Annotated in this window: 19 protein-coding genes; all 19 read right to left on the reverse strand. The window is 62.8% G+C overall.

The genetic code is table 11. The features are described 5' to 3' along the window. Positions 1-67: 67 nt before the first annotated feature. Positions 68-259 (reverse strand): antitoxin, encoded by a 192-nt coding sequence (locus CAF80_RS20590; protein WP_085667849.1) that lies wholly within the window; start codon positions 257-259, stop codon positions 68-70. 72 nt (positions 260-331) lie between these two features. Continuing rightward, positions 332-712: a DUF6124 family protein gene (locus tag CAF80_RS20595; RefSeq protein WP_074687736.1), complete on the reverse strand. Its 381-nt coding sequence runs from the start codon at positions 710-712 to the stop codon at positions 332-334. 820 nt (positions 713-1,532) lie between these two features. After that, complete coding sequence (locus CAF80_RS20600) at positions 1,533-2,393, reverse strand: CsgG/HfaB family protein (RefSeq protein ID WP_039769045.1); 861 nt, start codon at positions 2,391-2,393, stop codon at positions 1,533-1,535. 29 nt (positions 2,394-2,422) lie between these two features. Further along, positions 2,423-2,854, reverse strand: coding sequence for a curli assembly protein CsgF (locus CAF80_RS20605; RefSeq protein WP_007956141.1), 432 nt, complete (start codon positions 2,852-2,854; stop codon positions 2,423-2,425). Continuing rightward, positions 2,851-3,243, reverse strand: coding sequence for a curli production assembly/transport protein CsgE (gene csgE, locus CAF80_RS20610; protein ID WP_064378911.1), 393 nt, complete (start codon positions 3,241-3,243; stop codon positions 2,851-2,853). Before csgE ends, CAF80_RS20605 begins: the two co-directional genes overlap by 4 nt. Further along, positions 3,240-3,791, reverse strand: coding sequence for a type II secretion system protein (locus CAF80_RS20615; RefSeq protein WP_039769041.1), 552 nt, complete (start codon positions 3,789-3,791; stop codon positions 3,240-3,242). Before CAF80_RS20615 ends, csgE begins: the two co-directional genes overlap by 4 nt. Then, a complete protein-coding gene (locus tag CAF80_RS20620; RefSeq protein ID WP_011333435.1) occupies positions 3,766-4,140 on the reverse strand; it encodes a type II secretion system protein in 375 nt (124 codons plus the stop codon). The genes CAF80_RS20615 and CAF80_RS20620 overlap by 26 nt, the downstream gene beginning before the upstream one ends. 5 nt (positions 4,141-4,145) lie before the next feature. Beyond that, complete coding sequence (locus CAF80_RS20625; RefSeq protein WP_039769040.1) at positions 4,146-4,619, reverse strand: type II secretion system protein; 474 nt, start codon at positions 4,617-4,619, stop codon at positions 4,146-4,148. Positions 4,620-4,621: 2 nt separating this feature from the next. Beyond that, entirely contained in the window at positions 4,622-6,469 is a 1,848-nt protein-coding gene (locus CAF80_RS20630) for a secretin N-terminal domain-containing protein (protein ID WP_039769039.1), read from the reverse strand. Then, positions 6,466-6,984, reverse strand: a complete 519-nt coding sequence (locus CAF80_RS20635) for a hypothetical protein (protein ID WP_074687734.1) — start codon at positions 6,982-6,984, stop codon at positions 6,466-6,468. The genes CAF80_RS20630 and CAF80_RS20635 overlap by 4 nt, the downstream gene beginning before the upstream one ends. After that, the gene (locus CAF80_RS20640) at positions 6,984-7,532 is read right to left on the reverse strand and encodes a GspMb/PilO family protein (protein ID WP_074687733.1); all 549 of its coding nucleotides are present in this window, start codon (positions 7,530-7,532) and stop codon (positions 6,984-6,986) included. The genes CAF80_RS20635 and CAF80_RS20640 overlap by 1 nt, the downstream gene beginning before the upstream one ends. Continuing rightward, positions 7,519-8,064 (reverse strand): PilN domain-containing protein, encoded by a 546-nt coding sequence (locus CAF80_RS20645; RefSeq protein WP_007956129.1) that lies wholly within the window; start codon positions 8,062-8,064, stop codon positions 7,519-7,521. The genes CAF80_RS20640 and CAF80_RS20645 overlap by 14 nt, the downstream gene beginning before the upstream one ends. A gap of 1 nt (position 8,065) precedes the next feature. Then, a complete protein-coding gene (locus CAF80_RS20650; RefSeq protein WP_074687732.1) occupies positions 8,066-8,869 on the reverse strand; it encodes a hypothetical protein in 804 nt (267 codons plus the stop codon). Further along, on the reverse strand, positions 8,850-10,571 hold the full coding sequence (locus tag CAF80_RS20655; RefSeq protein ID WP_011333429.1) for a GspE/PulE family protein: 1,722 nt from the start codon (positions 10,569-10,571) through the stop codon (positions 8,850-8,852). Before CAF80_RS20655 ends, CAF80_RS20650 begins: the two co-directional genes overlap by 20 nt. A gap of 83 nt (positions 10,572-10,654) precedes the next feature. Continuing rightward, positions 10,655-11,188 (reverse strand): response regulator, encoded by a 534-nt coding sequence (locus CAF80_RS20660; protein WP_039769033.1) that lies wholly within the window; start codon positions 11,186-11,188, stop codon positions 10,655-10,657. A gap of 236 nt (positions 11,189-11,424) precedes the next feature. Beyond that, on the reverse strand, positions 11,425-12,378 hold the full coding sequence (locus CAF80_RS20665; RefSeq protein WP_074687731.1) for a peptidylprolyl isomerase: 954 nt from the start codon (positions 12,376-12,378) through the stop codon (positions 11,425-11,427). Positions 12,379-12,393: 15 nt separating this feature from the next. Then, on the reverse strand, positions 12,394-13,944 hold the full coding sequence (locus CAF80_RS20670) for an ABC transporter substrate-binding protein (protein WP_074687730.1): 1,551 nt from the start codon (positions 13,942-13,944) through the stop codon (positions 12,394-12,396). Between the two features lie 9 nt (positions 13,945-13,953). Continuing rightward, positions 13,954-14,592: an SCO family protein gene (locus CAF80_RS20675; RefSeq protein ID WP_074687729.1), complete on the reverse strand. Its 639-nt coding sequence runs from the start codon at positions 14,590-14,592 to the stop codon at positions 13,954-13,956. After that, positions 14,589-15,239, reverse strand: coding sequence for an SCO family protein (locus CAF80_RS20680; protein ID WP_074687728.1), 651 nt, complete (start codon positions 15,237-15,239; stop codon positions 14,589-14,591). The genes CAF80_RS20675 and CAF80_RS20680 overlap by 4 nt, the downstream gene beginning before the upstream one ends. Positions 15,240-15,247 lie beyond the last annotated feature (8 nt).

Here is a 15,247-nt window from a genome sequence, read left to right on the forward strand (position 1 = left end):
GCTAATTGAGATGAAACATGCGATTTATAGCGGCTCGAGCCTTCTTGCCGTCTGCAACGCAAAGCACTTACCTAGCCTCATGCTTTCTTCGTTTGTCCTCCATCAGGGCCGACATTTCAGCCATCACCTGCTCATTCGGAATGCTGGGTCGTGGGTCATCGATTGAAGCCTGTATTTTGGCAATCAACCAGCGGTCGTAGCTGGCGGCCTGCTCTTCGCTTTCGAAGTCTGAAACGATTGTGGAGATCAGGGGATCCATGGTGGCTCCGGATTGAAAGTGAAAAACGCGACCCGTTTTTGGGTCGCGTTTTTTTATTGGGGATGTGCTGGATCAGTCCTTCAGTTCGACGTGATCCAAGGCCTGATTTACGGCCAGTTCACCCAACATGAGAATCTGCGCGATGCCCAGGGCGGTCTTGCGGTGGGTGGGGTCGAGGGTGGCGGCGAAGTTGTTGAGCATTTCGCTGGCCGAGCCCAGGGATTCGCTGGCGTTGGCGAGCAGGGATTCGGTGTTGTAGGCCGGGTTGGCGAGGTACATCGGGGCGGGTTCGTTGACGCTGCCCATGATGTGGGCGCCGGGGCAGAGGTAATGATCGAGCGCGCGTTCGGCGGCTTCGTGGAGTTTTCTGGAGGTGGTGGAGGTGTATGGGGAGGTTGGGTCGGTTTCGGGGTTGGCTTGGGTTTCGGGTGGGTTGGGTGTTGGTTTGAACATGATGTTTTTCTCTGTTTGAGTAATGAAGCTGGCCCATTCGGTTTCCGGACGAAGGGGTGGCAGCTGTACGCAGGCTGGAAACCCGGGGAACAGAGAAACCCGGACGACCCGAAGGTCCCCACGTACAGCCGCCATAACAAGGAGCACACCAGAGAAGGTGCGCAGCATACGTCATGAATGCCGCCGTTTGTTTCTGTTTTCCCGCGGGTTTCCAGGCCCGATCGCTGAATTGGCAGCGACCGAAACAGGCTAGAGCCCGCGCTTCCGACGGACAACCTGAAAACCTTGTGGGAAGGATCGCTGAAACAGACACAACTTTTAAACATTCGAGAATGGAACGCGGAGCGTCCCGGGCTGCATTCCCACGCGGAGCGTGGGAACGATCAAAGCAAAAGCAGTCCGCTTTCTGCTTTCTGCTTTCTGCTTTCTGCTTTCTGCTTTCCGCTTTCCGCTTTCCGCTTCTCACCACTCAACACAATGAGCGTTAGCTCGAGTACCGCTCTTGACGTGCCGGCCCCTTCGGAAGGCTGAGTGGAGGGATTTATCCGGGGGTGGGAGCGCAGCGACCGTTTGGCGAAGCCAAACACATCGAGAGGAGGTGCAGCGAAGCAAACCGGAGGCGATGCCCCCGGATGAATCCCGGAGCGAAGGAACCCCGAGCCCCAGCGAGGGGCCGAACGCCGGGGCCAAGCCTTTTGCTTACTTTTTGGCGTTTGAAAAAGTGAGCCGCTGTAAGAGCGGAACCGCCAGCGGCAACACCCGAAGAAACGGATATTCACCCAACCCAACAAGAACCTGGTCGGCCCAAAGGCCGCCAAGTTCACTCGGCCTCCGGATCAATCTTGTTCTGAGTCAGGTACCGATTCAAAACATCATCCTGCGAAGGAGTAGAAGCATCCCCCGCCACCTGCCACAACCGCCGCTCAATCCCCTGCGCCACCATATGCCCCACCGCCGCCTCAATCGCCGAAAGCACACACAACTGCGCCGGCTCATTGGTCGTATACCCGACCTCAGCCTCAAGCAACTTCTTGAACTCGATAAACTTGAAAATCCCCGCACTGCGCGCCACCGAATAAATCGTCTTGCTGGTCATCACATTCGCCAACACCTGCCCGCTACGCACATCCACCGCCCGCAGGTTCACGGTCACCTGGTCAACCCGATACTCACGGGACAGATCAATCCCCAGATACCGCGCCCCTTCCCCACCGCTGCGCACGTTGGTGTCGTAAGCGATGATCCCGCCCTCAAGCATCATGTTCGCCGCCTGCAACGGTGGCAGCTCACCCTGAATGTTCACCGGCGTATTCGGCTTCTTCTGCGACGCGCGAATGATCTTGCGTTCAGTCAGCAGGTTCTGCAGCCCTTCACGCTCAAGCACCACAAACCAGCCGCTGGCCTGCATGGCGTCCATCAACATCGACGCCGCGCCCTGGGTGACGCTGGTGGAAAAGGAGCTGGCCGGCGTCGGTTTGTACTGCCCGGTCTGGTCACGGAAGCCGTACACCACCGCCATCAGCCGGCCCTTGGGTCGCGGCATTTTCAGCAAGTCGTAGTAGGTCGAGGCCCTGGGGGTCAGGGTCGGGGTATCGGTGTCCTGCTCGGCCGGCATCGGCTCGCGCAGACTGCACCCTTGTAATGCTGCCAACATCAGCCCTAGCGCAATTATTTTTTTCATGTCCATCGCTCCCCGGAACCGTCATCCCGTCATGGGTTGAGGCCGTTCACCTGAATTTCGGAAACTTCGCCGCTCGCCCGGTCGGTCACTTCAATCGTCAGTGCCCCCGAGTCATCAACGACGTTGACGATAAAAGCGTCGGTGGACAGGCTCCCCGTGTTGCCGGTGGAGATGTTGTCCAGCAGTTGCCCCAGCAACCGCGACTGCAATTGACTGGTGAAGCGCTCGAGTGCCGAAGTGCCGGCCACCGTCGAACGCTTCTTGAGATCCGGATCGTCGTGGTCGTTTTGCGCCTGGGCGTTGTTGAGCAGCCAGGTGCCGTTGAGCGGGTTGCCGCCGAACGACGGGTTGACCGGCGTGTAGACCAGTTCGGTGGCCTGGACGGCAGCGGCGCTGGCAAGCCCGATCAACAACCCCGAGATCCAGAATCCGCTGCGCCGTGAGAACGTTGTCGTGTTCATAGTTCGTCCTTCTCAAGGTCGGTGGTGTCCTGCAACAAGGCTTCCAGCTTGCGCCGGACCACCTCCAGTCGAACCGAGTCGGCGGCCGCGTAGGCCTCGTCCTTCAGTTCCACGGTGTTCGGCGGCAGGAAGCGCCGATACACCAGGCGTTGTTGATATTCGACGGTCACCAGGCTGCCCCAGCGCGCGTCGGGGCGCTCGCGCACCACCAGGTTGAAATCCATCCGGCTGGTGTCGCGCAGGCGCTCGCTGAACGAGTAGTAAAAGTCGTGGCCGATGTGCGAGATCGTGTCGTCGACGATGAAGCCCATCATTTCGTCTTCTTCGCTGGCGCTGGCGAAAGACGCCACGGCCGCGAGGATCAACGCGCACCACACGTGGCGGCTCATGGTTGCAACGCCTGCGGCAGGGCCGACTGGCCTTTGACCGGGGCCCCGTTGCCAGAGCCGGTGCCGTCGAGGAAGGCTTTCTCGGCCACAAACTGCCAGTCCGAATAACGCTGCATGCCTTCGAAATCCGACCACTGCGACGGGAAGTCCGCCTGCTTCAACGGCACCTCGGTGGAGGCACTGTTGATGCCGGTGATGCGTCCGTCGAAACCCCGTTGCAGTGCCCATTCGCCGCCGCCGATCGGGTCCGGATAGAGCTGGCGCAGATGGTGGCGGGCTTCCGGAAAACGTTCGTCCTGCAGCAGGTCGGCCAGTTCTTTCGGGTACTGCGCCAGACCCGGCGAACTGCGGTAGTAGCTGCGCAGCGCCTGGGCGTACTGGGTGCCGACCCATAGCAGTTGCTTCTCGCGGTCGCGGCGCGACACGGTCGACCACAACTCGCCGGCACTCGCCAGGCCCATGCCCATGATCACGATCAGGAACAGCACGCCCAGGTAGGTGAACCCACCCTGCTCCACGTGCTTACCACTCGGAATACTGGCTGCCATCACGCGCCCTCCCGGTAGCTCCGCTCTTGATGTCGGCGACGCCGCCCGCCACACCGTCCGGCGGTGCGATCAGCACCCATTGGTCATTGCGTTCGGTGATCGGGTCCAGCGGCGCGTTGCGCAGGTAACGCATCTCCACCAGTTGCTCGATGGAATCGGGATAGCGCCCGGTGTCGCCGTAGTAGTGATCCAGCGCCTCGCGCATGGCCGACAGGCTCTGGTGCAACGTGGTCTCTTTCGAGGCCTCGAGGCTGTTGAAGTAGCGCGGCAAGGCGATGGTCATCAGGGTCGCGATGATCGCCATCACCACCATCAGCTCGAGCAAGGTAAACCCCTTTTCCCGGCGCATGAGAATCACCACTCGCGGTAAGCGATGCCGTTGAGGCCATGGCCCCGGGCGAGGGAGTAGACGTCGAACACGTCTTCGCCATCGCGCGGGTTCTGGGCCGAACTGTTGTAGGCCCGCAGGCCCCAACCGCCGTTGTCGTCACGTTTGGCCGGCACCAGCGGATCCCGCGGTATCCGGCGCAGAAAGTAGAACTTCGCACCCTTGGCACTGCGCACGTCGCGCACGCCTTCGACCAGCACTTTCAGGTTCGGCGGATAGCCGCTGCTGTTCAGGGATTTCTCGATGTAGCCGGCATCGAAGGCACGCTTGTAGGCGTCGATGCCATCGCGAATCTGATACAGCGCGGTCCGCAGTTCCTGCTCCTTGCCACGCCGCACCAGAGTCTCGGTCAGCGGTGCGGCCATGCCGGCCAGCAGGCCGATCAGGGCCAGCGTCACCACGACTTCGATCAAGGTAAAACCGCGTTGGGAGGCGTTCATGATCAAGGCTTCTCGACGGTTACACGGGTGGTGGCCACGGCCGCTTCACCGACTGCACGAGGCTGCGCGGCAGGCGCTGGCATGGTGTAGTTCTGCGAACGGTCCGGCGCCTGGATGTGCATGCTGGTTTCGGTGCCGGTGGGGAATTCCATGTCCGACGGGCTCTGGTACGGCAGGTTGCGCACGATCCGTGGGGTGATCGAGAGCACCAGTTCCGATTTGCCGATGGTGTCCTTGTTGCTGCCGAACAGCCGGCCCAGACCGGGGATGTCGCCGAGGCCCGGAATCTTGTTGCCGGTGGCGCCGTGGTCGTTGCGCATCAGGCCGGCAAGGATCTGGGTTTCGCCGTCATGCAGACGCAGCGAAGTCTGGGCGTTGCGGGTGTCGACCTGCACCGGAATCGTCCCCTGGCGGGTCGGCTCCAGCGGCGTGGCGTTACTCACTTCCAGAGCAATCTTGATCGCCACTTCGTTGTTCAGGTGCACGGTCGGTTGCACTTCGAGCTTCAGACCGACGTCGAGGTAGGTGACGCTTTCGGTGATCACCGGGCCCTGAGTCGACGGCACCGAGGTGGCGCTGATGATCGGCACCCGCTGACCGATGTGGATGCGCGCCTGTTCGCGGTTGCTGACGCGGATCACCGGGCTGGCCAGGGTGTTGATGTCGTTGTCCTGGGCATTGATCTTGGCTTGCGGCGACGGCGAGATCGAAATCCGGCTGGAGTTGATGCCCTTCAGTTGATCAAGAATGGTCACCGCCGAACCGTCGCTGTTGACCACGCCGAAAGTGTTCGGCCATTGCAGGCCGAGGTCGAGAATGCGCTGGGTGGCGACTTCCATCACTTCCACTTCCAGCACCACTTCGGGGTTGGACTGGTCTTGCGATTGCAGGAGTTTTTCGGCCATGCGCACGGCGTCTTCGGTGTCGCGCATGGTCAGGGTGTTCAGGCGCTCGTCGACGAACACGTCGCGGGTCTTGAGCATGGTCTTGATCATGTTCAGCGCGGTGTTGGCGTCGATGCTGGTCAGGTAGAAGGTGCGCATCACCAGTTCTTGGTAATCCTTCAGCTTCTGCGGCGAGTCCGGAAAGATCAGCAAGGTGTTTTCGTTCACCACTTTCTGGTGTAGCTGGTTCTGTTGCAGCAGCAGTTGCACGGCGTCTTCGATGCGCACGTCACGCACGAAGATCGTGGCTTTCATGTCCGGACGCAGGTCCTTGTCGAAGATGAAATTCAGGCCGGCAACCTGCGACAGCACTTCGAAAATGGTCTTGAGGTTGGCGTCGCGAAACTCCAGGGTCACCGGGCGATCAAGCCGGGTGCGCAGTTGCGGGTACTGGATGACGTTGCGGCTCTGCACCAGACGGATGTTGCCTTGCAGCTCCAGCGCGCCGTCGTTTTTCGGGTCGAGTTCGAGGATCTGTTTGACTTGGCGGTCGGCGCCGTAGATGTCGCCCCGGCGCAGGTCGCCACGGGCCAGCTCCAGTTTCTCATCCATGCTGCGCAGGTAGTCGAGCTGGCGCAGGGCATCCTGGGCGCGGCGGTTGTTCGGCTCGATGGTCAGCACCCGGCTGTAGGCGGTGCGGGCCGAGGCGAAATCGCGGCGGGCGCGGTCGGTGTCGCCGGAGGTCAGCAGCGCGGTGATGGCCTTGGCCCGACCGCTGTTGAGCAGCAGGTGCAGCTCGGTGTCGCGCGGATTTTCCCGCAAGCCTTCCTCGATCCGGGCCAGGCCCGCCTCGTACTGCCCCTGATCGATCAGGTCGGCGGCTTCCTTGTTGGCGACCTGCGCGGAACTGCACGCGGCCAGCCCGGCACACAGGCCGAGGCTCATCAGCAAACGGGATCTGTTCATTGCGTACTCCCCACAGACAAGGTCTGCGACAAATGCAAAGGCAGGTAGACCAGGCTCAGTTCCACATCGGAAATCGCCGCAATCTTCCAGGTGTCGTCGATCACATCCCCGCTGCGCACGACGTAGATTTTCTCGCCGTCCTGCAAGAACACCTGCAGGTCGCTGCGGTCATGCAGCCTGCCGACGAACTGAAACGGCACCGGTGGCAGGCTCGGGGCTTGCACCACCGGGGTCGGGTTGATCGCTTGTTCGGTGACCGTCGCCAGGGTCGGCGCGGCCTTCCAGGATTTGCTCGCAAACAGGTCGCCGGCCGGGCTCAGGTCCTTGATCGGCGCCGCATTCGCCTTGGCGCTGCTGGCGGGCAAGGCGCCACGGGCGCTGGCTTTGGCCGGGCTGGCCACGGCGACTTCGGTCGAATCCGCTTCGTCGCTCGGCAAGAAATATTCCGGCAACCAGGCCAGCGCCGCCGCCACGCCGAAGAACGCCACCCAGCCGGTTATGCGTTTGCTGTCCATCACGACCTCGACAGGTAGAGGGTCATACGGATCCGGCCGCTGAGGTCGGTGTCGGCAATCTTCTTGCGTTGAAACTCGACGTCTTCCACCACCACCGCCGGCAACTGGCCGAGCAAGGCGTGCAGGAAACGGCGCAGTTGCGGGTAGCTGCCGCGCACCGGCAACAGGATCTGGTAGCGCGCCAGATGGGTCTTGGGATCGACGCCGAGAGCGTATTCGCCGCGCGCCAAAGTGATGTGTTCCTGCGCGGCCAGGGCGTAGATGCGGTCGATGGCGACAGTGGCTTGCGGCTGGGCCGGCAGCTTGTTGCGAAAATCATCCAGCTGACGTTGCGGCACCACCGGCGGCGCGATGCTGCCGTCCTCGACCTTGGCCAGGTATTCGGTGGCTTCCCGGGTTTGCTGGCTGAGTTGTTGCAGCGATTGCCAGCCCGGCAGCAAACCGCCGAGTGCCCAAGCCAGCGTGACCAGCAGCAGTGCCAGACCGGCCAGGCCCGGAACGCCGAGGCCTTGCAGGTATTCGTGAACGATCAGTCTAGGGATTCGCATCGCCTATCTCCCAGGTCGCCGACAGGTTGAATTGCACCGGTTGCTCCGGCGATTTGACGACGATTTCATGGCTCAGCAGCGACACGTCGGACAGCTCGTCACTGGCCTCCAGCCGTTTGTGGAAATCCAGCATCGCTTGCAGATCCCGTGCTTCGGCGCTGATCCGCACCTGGCCCTTGCGGGCATCCGGGGTCAGGGTCAGCAAGGCAATGTCGTCGCGCGGCATGGCTTCGAGCATGGCGAACAGGCGTTCCCAGGGGCGGCGCAGTTGCTGCGAGACCTTGCGCATTTCAGCAAGGTTCTGCGCCTGCTCGCGGGTTTCCGCCGGGCTCAGCGTTGTCTTGCTGCCGCTGTCGCCGGTGAGCTGGCGCTGGGTGTGTTGCAAGTGACCTTGTTGTTGCTCGGCCTGATCGCCGAGGTGCTGCTGCACGCCGAAGCACACCAGCGCGAGCAATACACCGCCGCCGAGCAGGCTCCAGCCCAACGGGCCGGAACGCGGACGAGGCTGGAAGTCGAGGTTCAAGGCGCGCATGTCAGGCCACCGCCCGGGACATGACGTACAAGGCGTCACGCACGGTCATCGAGTTGTCTTCGAGGGTGCGCAGGTGCACCCCCGCCACCTCCGGTTGCGCATCGAGGCGCGCCGGAGCGTGCAGATAAACGTTGAAGGCGCGTTCGCTGGTGGAGGCTTGCAGTTGCCGTTCGCGACCGATCAGCGCGCTGAGTGCCGCGTCGCTGTCGCTGCCGCCCACCGAACGCACCGACGACCAGCGCCCTTCCCTTGCCAGCAGCAACACGCTGCGTTGCGGCTCGGCGACGATGAACAGGAAGTCACCGGCGTCGAGGCTTTTGTCGAAACGGTTGAACGCGGTCATCAGGTACGGCTGCACCGAACGCAGACGCAGGCCGCGACCGCTTACCAGCGTGCGCAGGCGTTCCAGCAAATCCTGCGGCAAGGCACTGGCGATGCGGTCATACCCTGCCGGCTCAGCCGACAGCACCAGGCTCCACGGTTGGGTCGGTGCGCCGAACAGGTCTTCGAAGCACAGTTGGGCGAAGCCGCGCAGTTCGTCAGGGCTGCTGATCTGCTCGCTCCACGGCACCAGGCAGAAACGGCTGAAGTGGCCGGAGATGACCACGCTCAGCTCGGCGCCGGCACGGGTGTGTTCGCCGAGCAGACGGTCGAGGGTGTCCAGCGCCACCGCGTAGCTCTGGAAGCCTTCGTCGATGTAGCCGACGCTGCCCAGCCACAGGGTGTCGCTGCCCCGGCGCTGGCCGAGGCCGACACCGCTGGCGCCGAGCACGGCGATAAATTGATCACGCGATAAAAGTGACACGATTGATCTCCTCCAGCGTGGTCCGACCGTGCTCCACCAGCTCCAGCGCCGATTCGCGCAAGAGGCGCAAACCACGGGCGCAGGCCAGGGCTTTGATCTGAGTGATGGGTTGGCGCTCGACGATCATCTGGCGCAGTTCGTCGTCCAGGTGCAGCAGCTCGGCAATCGCCGTGCGGCCGCGATAGCCGCTGCCCCGGCAGTGACCGCAGCCCTTGCCGTGGACGAAGTGGTAGTGATCGACTTTCTGTGGGTCGAGGCCCGAAGCGCGCAGCTCTTCATCGCTCGGGTTGACCGGCGTGCTGCAACTGCTGCACACCAGCCGGATCAGACGTTGGGCAAGAATCGCGTTGAGCGCCGAGACCAGGCTGTAGGGGTCGATTTCCATTTGGGTAAAACGACCGATCACGTCGAACACGTTGTTGGCGTGGATGGTGGTGAATACGAGGTGACCGGTGAGCGCCGATTGCACGGCGATCTGCGCGGTGTCCGGGTCGCGGATCTCGCCGACCATGATCTTGTCCGGGTCGTGACGCAGGATCGAGCGCAGGCCACGGGCGAAGGTCAGGCCTTTTTTCTCGTTGACCGGAATTTGCAGCACGCCCGGCAGCTGATATTCCACCGGGTCTTCGATGGTGATGATCTTGTCCACGCCGTGGTTGATCTCGGTGATCATCGCGTACAGCGTGGTGGTCTTGCCGCTGCCGGTGGGGCCGGTCACCAGCACCATGCCGTAGGGTTCGGCAGCCAGGCGGCGCAGTTGGCGCAGGGTTTCGTCTTCAAAGCCCAGCGCTTGCAGTTGCACGCCGCAGACCTTGTCGGCCAGGTCCTGTTTGTCCAGCACCCGCAGCACCGCGTCTTCGCCGAAGATGCTCGGCATGATCGACACCCGGAAGTCGATCTGCCGGCCGCTGATGCCGATCTTGAAGCGACCGTCCTGAGGCACGCGTTTTTCGCCGATGTCCAGTTCGGCCATGACCTTGACCCGCGAGATCACCTGCTCGGCGAACTCGCTGCCCTGGATCTTGCCGATGTTGTTCAGCACGCCGTCGATCCGGTACTTGATCACCAGGCCCTGGCCGGTGGTGCCGAGGTGGATATCGCTGGCGTGCATTTTCAGCGCGTCGTACAGGGTCGAGTTGACCAGTTTCACCACCACGCTCGAGTCTTCGCTGATGCTGGTCAGCGACAGGCTTTGCAGGGTGTCGGTCTCGCTGCCGGCGTCGGCCTGGGCGTTGAGCGATTCGACGGCGTGGAAGCTTTCTTCGTGGCGGGCCAGATATGCCTTGAGGTCGTCGGCATGCACCAGGTACAGCGGCGCGCCGTGCAGGCATTCGTCGATCCAGGCCAGACGCGAGGTGTCGAAGGGGTCGGCGAACACGCCAATGACTTCGTCGTTGTGGCGCAGCAGGATAAATTCACGTTTGAGGCATTGCGCGAGGGTGACCCGGTCGAACACCGGGGTCGCCAGAAACAGCGTGTCGGTGTCGAGCACCGGGTAATGCAGGGTGGCGCCGAGGCTGGCAATGAACGGCATCGGCGCCAGTTCGCAGAGCACGGCCAGTGCATCGAGCACCCGTTCCCCGGAAGTGGTAGCCCGTGCCCGGGCCTGGGCCAGTTGCTCACTGGAAAAGCGTGGCGGGGTCTGTGCCTCCTGTGGAGGATTGACCGACAGCGGTTCGACGACAACGGACAGACGATCCATGGCTTGCTCTCCAACACCCGGGGCTTGAGGCCCTGACGGCGCGGGAGGCGAATTCGGCGAGTACCGGAACGTCTATCGCGCCATTACTCCCCGGTGAGCATTTGATCGTCGTCCGGTGCCATGACCTCCGACCTGTTTCGTCGGCGGTCCGCCAGCACCCAACTGCCATCGTACAACTGCAACGGGAAGCTCTCGGTCCTGCTCTGGCGTCGTTCGACAAAGCCTTCGGATGGGCTCGCACCGGGTTTCGCTTCGCGCTGGATCCCCAGAAGGTCGCAGACAGCTCGGGCCAGTTCCGCCAAGGGAAACGGTTTGAACAGGATGTGGCTGACCCCCAGTTGCCGCGCCCGCTCACAGACTTCAGCGGTCGGGTGACCCGTTATCAGCACGAAATGACACGTCCTGTTCTGGCGGACCGCGTCGAGCACCTCGAACCCTTCCATATCGGGCAAGCGGTAATCGAACACCAGCACGTCGGGGGCGAAAGTCTCGGCCAGGCCGATTCCCTCTGCGCCGTCATGTGCAATCCGGACTTCCAGCCCTTGCGCCGACAGATAATCCTGAAGGTTCTGTGCAAGCAGCTGTTCGTCTTCGACAACCAGTACTTTGTTAACCAAGGTGGACTCCCTGAAACCTCAAGTGCCGGCAATTGAAATTCAATGACCCGAACCTGCTGGAGTGCGCCTCACAAGAGGTAACGCACACTTCATGCCAGGCTGAATGCCGGTAATTTTTTGTCTTCATGTCCTTGAATTGAATGGAAATGCCCGCTCGTCCCGGTACCCCGTTCCCCAGAAACGGGGAAGCACCTGAATGGGCATCGAAGCCATTCCCCACTATTGGGGGGGAACCTTCAGTCGTCGTCAATTCGTTCGATCCTGTTCTCTGCCCGTAACTGCGCGAGCACCTGACGACGAGCCTGGGTCTGTTGCTGTCGGGCGAGGTACGCCCTGACTGTTTCCAGCCCTTGCTCCTCTGGGACATCGGCCGCCTCCTTGTGGTTCTCGACAAAGATCAAATGCCAGCCGAACGGTGTGCGCACCGCTTCGCTGACTTCACCAGGCTTGAGGGCAAACGCTGCCGTTTCGAAGGCCGGCACCATCTGCCCACGGGCGAAATACCCCAGGTCCCCGCCCTGGCTGGCGGTGACATCTTCCGATCCCGATTGCGCGACGCTAGCAAAGGTTTGCCCCCCTGCGATAGCGGCATGCATCTGCATCAAGCGTAGTCGTGCCGCTTCAACCGTGGCGGCATCGGCATCGCCAGCAACCTTGATCAGAATGTGCCGGGCCTGCACCTGCTCCGGCGCGCCCATTTCAGCGCGGTGTTCTGCAAAAAACGCCCGCACGGTCTGTTCATCCGGGGCCTGGACTTGGGTCAGCTCGGCAAACATCCGCTGCGCCGCCAGCTCACGATGGGTGTACTCGGTGAACGAGGCTTCGTCGAAACCGGCGTCCTGCAAACGCTGGAGGAATTTGTCGGTGCCACCGATGGCGGTACGAGTCCGTTCGACCTGGTCGCGCACGGTTTGCTCATCGATCTTCACCCCGCGCTTGCGCGACTCCTGCCAGAGCAATTCCTTGTCGATCAGCGTATCCAGTGCGGCCTGACGCAGTTGTTTGTAGGCCTTGGGGTTTCGGATGCTCGCCACGGCGCGGCCCTGATCTTCCAGGTACTCGGCGAAAAAACGCTCCAGGCGAAACTCGGAAATCGCCTCGCCGTTGACCCGGGCGGCCACCGGTTCATTGTTCGCCATTCCCACCGACAACCAGCCTGTCAGCAGCCAACACAGGGTTTTGAGCTTCATGATCAGGGCCTCCGGTCAGGGCGTGGCAATAATCGGTTTGTAGGGAGCGACCAGATAAAAACGCTGGTCGGGCAAGTCAACGGTGACCACGTGCGCGCCGCTCAGGCCCAATCGTCGCCCGGGGCCGAAGCTCAGGCGCGGGGTCAGGCCGGTGTCGAAGTCATGCAGGCCTTCGAGCGCCGCCACCAGTTTTTCGCGGCTGGCGTCGCGGCCGGCCTGCTTCATGCCTTCGCTGAACAACAGCATCGAGGCGTAGGCGCCGACTTGCAGCACCGCATGCTGGGCGCCGAGGCCTTGATGCTCGCGCAACAGCGTCAGGGCCATGCGCCCGGCCTGGGTCCAGTCGCTGGGCACGAACGGATACGCCAGAAACACCCGCCGGGAAAAACCCTCCGGCACTTGCAGCAGATCCCCCGCCACCTGGCTCGACGCAGCAAACAGGTACGGCACCTGCCCGGCATTCTGCAATCCGGCCGCCAGCCGACTGAAACCTCCGCCGCTACCGAGGTAGAACACTGAGCGCGAGCCCAGCGGCAAGCTGTCCGCCGCCGGGTCGTAGGCCTGCAGATGGACTTTTTCCCAGCCGTGATCCTGTAGATATTGGCCGAGAACCTGTGCCGCCAGTACCTGGGCCGGGTCATCGGGATAGGCAATCAGCGTCGGCCCTTGCAGCACTCGCAAACTGGCGGTGGCGTAATCGGCCAATGCGATCAGTTGCTCACGCAGGCCCGGCAGCGGCTCGAAAATCTGTGGGCTGGCCTGCACCGGGCCGAGCAGCGACATCGCCCCGATCAGCGGCACGCCGGACTGTTCCAGACGCGGCGCCAGTTCGCTGTCCAGCGCCGGGGCCAGCGGCGCGATCAGGGCAAAGACTTGCTCTTCCTCGATCAGCCGTTGCAGGGCCTGTTCGGCGCTGGCGCGATCCGGGCCGGGATCGGCCACGGTCAGGCGCAACTGCCGGCCGTGAATGCCACCGGCCTGATTGATCCGCGCCACGCTTCCGTTGAGCACCGCCGCGATGGTTGCGCCCTCCTCGGCCAGCGGCCCCTGGCTGGGCAGCAAGGTGCCCAAGTGCAAGGTCTGGTCATCGAGCCCCGGATCGCGGTCATCGGCCAGACGCTTGAGGTACGCGGTGAGGTTGCGCTGATCCTTCATCGACAGCAGGAAGCGCGGCATGCTCGGGTCGAGGCGATTGTTGCCGGGGTCGCGACCCTGCTGGATCACCCGCGCCAGACTGCTGTCGGTGTAGGCCGGGTAGTTGCGGCCGTTGATCTGTTGCTGGCCATGAATGCTGGTCAGCCGCGACCAGTTGAGTTCCGGCGGACGCACCCCTCCCTCGGGCCGGCCGAGGCCGTCGGCACCGTGGCAGTTGGCACACGGCAGGCTGGTGGCCGGCAGCAACACATCCGCCGCGCCGACCCGCGCCATGATCGGCTCGCCGCTGGCGGACAGGCCTTCGCGGTACAGGCGCTTGCCGGCGCTTTCTTCATCGGTCAGCGGTAACGCGGCCGCGCCGAGGCTGACGCCAGCGAGCAGGATCAGGGCGAGGACGCGGCCGAGGCTCATGGCGCGGACTCAGCGGCCGGCCACGGGCATTGTCAGCAACTGCAAGCGCTGGGCAATGGCGGCGGCCGGGGCGTCGGGACGGATTTTGCTCCAGCGTTTGTTGGCCACATCGCCGACGATCAACTGGGTCGAGTGCTGCTCGGGCGTCGGCACGATCTGGCCGATGCGGCCCAGCACCAGCTCCATCTGCGCCTTGTCGCCGGTGAGGAAAAGCCAGTGAGGGTCATCGGCGCCCTGCTTCAAGGTGTAAGCCTTGAGCACCGCCGGCGTGTCGCGCAGCGGATCACTGGTAAGGGAAATAAAGGTGATGCCGTCGGCCTTGTCGCCCAGCAGCTGGCGGACTTCCTTGAGCTTGCGGGTGATCAGCGGGCAGGCGTCATTGCAGCTGGTGAAAATCACGTTGAGCAGCACCACGCGGTTGTGCAGCGCATCGCTGTAGAAACGCTGGACGTCGCCGTTCTGATCCAGCAACGGGGTGTCGGTGAACCAGGTTTTCGCATCATGGGTGCCTTTGGCCGGTGCGGGCGCAGCGCTGGTCGTTGTCGTTGCTGGTGCCGGTGCCGGTTGCTCGTGGCCTTCGTGAGCCAGGGCCATGGCGCTGAAAATCCAGAAACACACCGTCAGGGTGATCCAGTCCAGGGTTCTCATGGCTGTTGCTCCATGGCAATCGCGGTGTGTTTGGCGTGGGTGCGCAGGCCGCTGAGTTTCTCGACTTCCCTGGCCAGCAGTGCCGGGTCGGTGAAGCCGTAATAGCGCGTCCAGTGGCGACTGTTGCCGTCACCGACGAGGATCAGCGGCTGGTGATTCTTGAAGTCGCCGCTGAAACTGCCGAGGCCCTTGAGGGTGGCGGTGATCGATTGCGGCGAACCGGTGAGCCAGCTCCAGCCCGGGCCTTTCTGGAAGGTGCGGGCGTAATCCTGCAGACGTTTCGGGTCGTCGCGCTGCGGGTCGATGCTGATCGACACCAGTTGTACTTCCGCGCCGACCCGGGCACCGAGCTGTTTCTGCACCTTGCCCATGATCGACGAGACCACCGGGCAGACCGTGGTGCAACTGGTGTAGATGAAACTCATGACCACGATCTTGTTGTGCACCAGATCCTGCTCCAGGTGCACGGTCTTGCCGTTCTGGTCGAGCAGCGGCACGTCGGCGAACTTGACCTGGGCGTGTTCCTGGCTGTTGGCGGCCGGTGCGGTGTGGCCGGCATGCTCGTCCGCCGAGTGGGCGCTGGCCTGCTGGATACCGACGGCCAACAGGCACAGGGTCAGCAGGCCACGGGATGCAAATCGGTTCATGGTCGTTT

Source organism: Pseudomonas sp. B34(2017), assembly GCF_002112915.1.
GTDB classification, from domain to species: Bacteria; Pseudomonadota; Gammaproteobacteria; order Pseudomonadales; family Pseudomonadaceae; genus Aquipseudomonas; species Aquipseudomonas pharyngis.

Bases quoted from the DNA above. Each gene is read 5' to 3' on its own strand.
- CAF80_RS20655 (WP_011333429.1), bottom strand. From the start codon at position 10,571: ATGGATCGTCTGTCCGTTGTCGTCGAACCGCTGTCGGTCAATCCTCCA.
- CAF80_RS20625 (WP_039769040.1), bottom strand. From the start codon at position 4,619: ATGAACGCCTCCCAACGCGGTTTTACCTTGATCGAAGTCGTGGTGACG.
- CAF80_RS20615 (WP_039769041.1), bottom strand. From the start codon at position 3,791: ATGGCAGCCAGTATTCCGAGTGGTAAGCACGTGGAGCAGGGTGGGTTC.
- CAF80_RS20665 (WP_074687731.1), bottom strand. From the start codon at position 12,378: ATGAAGCTCAAAACCCTGTGTTGGCTGCTGACAGGCTGGTTGTCGGTG.
- CAF80_RS20630 (WP_039769039.1), bottom strand. From the start codon at position 6,469: ATGAACAGATCCCGTTTGCTGATGAGCCTCGGCCTGTGTGCCGGGCTG.
- CAF80_RS20675 (WP_074687729.1), bottom strand. From the start codon at position 14,592: ATGAGAACCCTGGACTGGATCACCCTGACGGTGTGTTTCTGGATTTTC.
- CAF80_RS20635 (WP_074687734.1), bottom strand. From the start codon at position 6,984: ATGGACAGCAAACGCATAACCGGCTGGGTGGCGTTCTTCGGCGTGGCG.
- CAF80_RS20605 (WP_007956141.1), bottom strand. From the start codon at position 2,854: ATGAACACGACAACGTTCTCACGGCGCAGCGGATTCTGGATCTCGGGG.
- csgE (WP_064378911.1), bottom strand. From the start codon at position 3,243: ATGAGCCGCCACGTGTGGTGCGCGTTGATCCTCGCGGCCGTGGCGTCT.
- CAF80_RS20590 (WP_085667849.1), bottom strand. From the start codon at position 259: ATGGATCCCCTGATCTCCACAATCGTTTCAGACTTCGAAAGCGAAGAG.
- CAF80_RS20680 (WP_074687728.1), bottom strand. From the start codon at position 15,239: ATGAACCGATTTGCATCCCGTGGCCTGCTGACCCTGTGCCTGTTGGCC.
- CAF80_RS20620 (WP_011333435.1), bottom strand. From the start codon at position 4,140: ATGCGCCGGGAAAAGGGGTTTACCTTGCTCGAGCTGATGGTGGTGATG.
- CAF80_RS20600 (WP_039769045.1), bottom strand. From the start codon at position 2,393: ATGAAAAAAATAATTGCGCTAGGGCTGATGTTGGCAGCATTACAAGGG.
- CAF80_RS20595 (WP_074687736.1), bottom strand. From the start codon at position 712: ATGTTCAAACCAACACCCAACCCACCCGAAACCCAAGCCAACCCCGAA.
- CAF80_RS20670 (WP_074687730.1), bottom strand. From the start codon at position 13,944: ATGAGCCTCGGCCGCGTCCTCGCCCTGATCCTGCTCGCTGGCGTCAGC.
- CAF80_RS20645 (WP_007956129.1), bottom strand. From the start codon at position 8,064: ATGCGCGCCTTGAACCTCGACTTCCAGCCTCGTCCGCGTTCCGGCCCG.
- CAF80_RS20640 (WP_074687733.1), bottom strand. From the start codon at position 7,532: ATGCGAATCCCTAGACTGATCGTTCACGAATACCTGCAAGGCCTCGGC.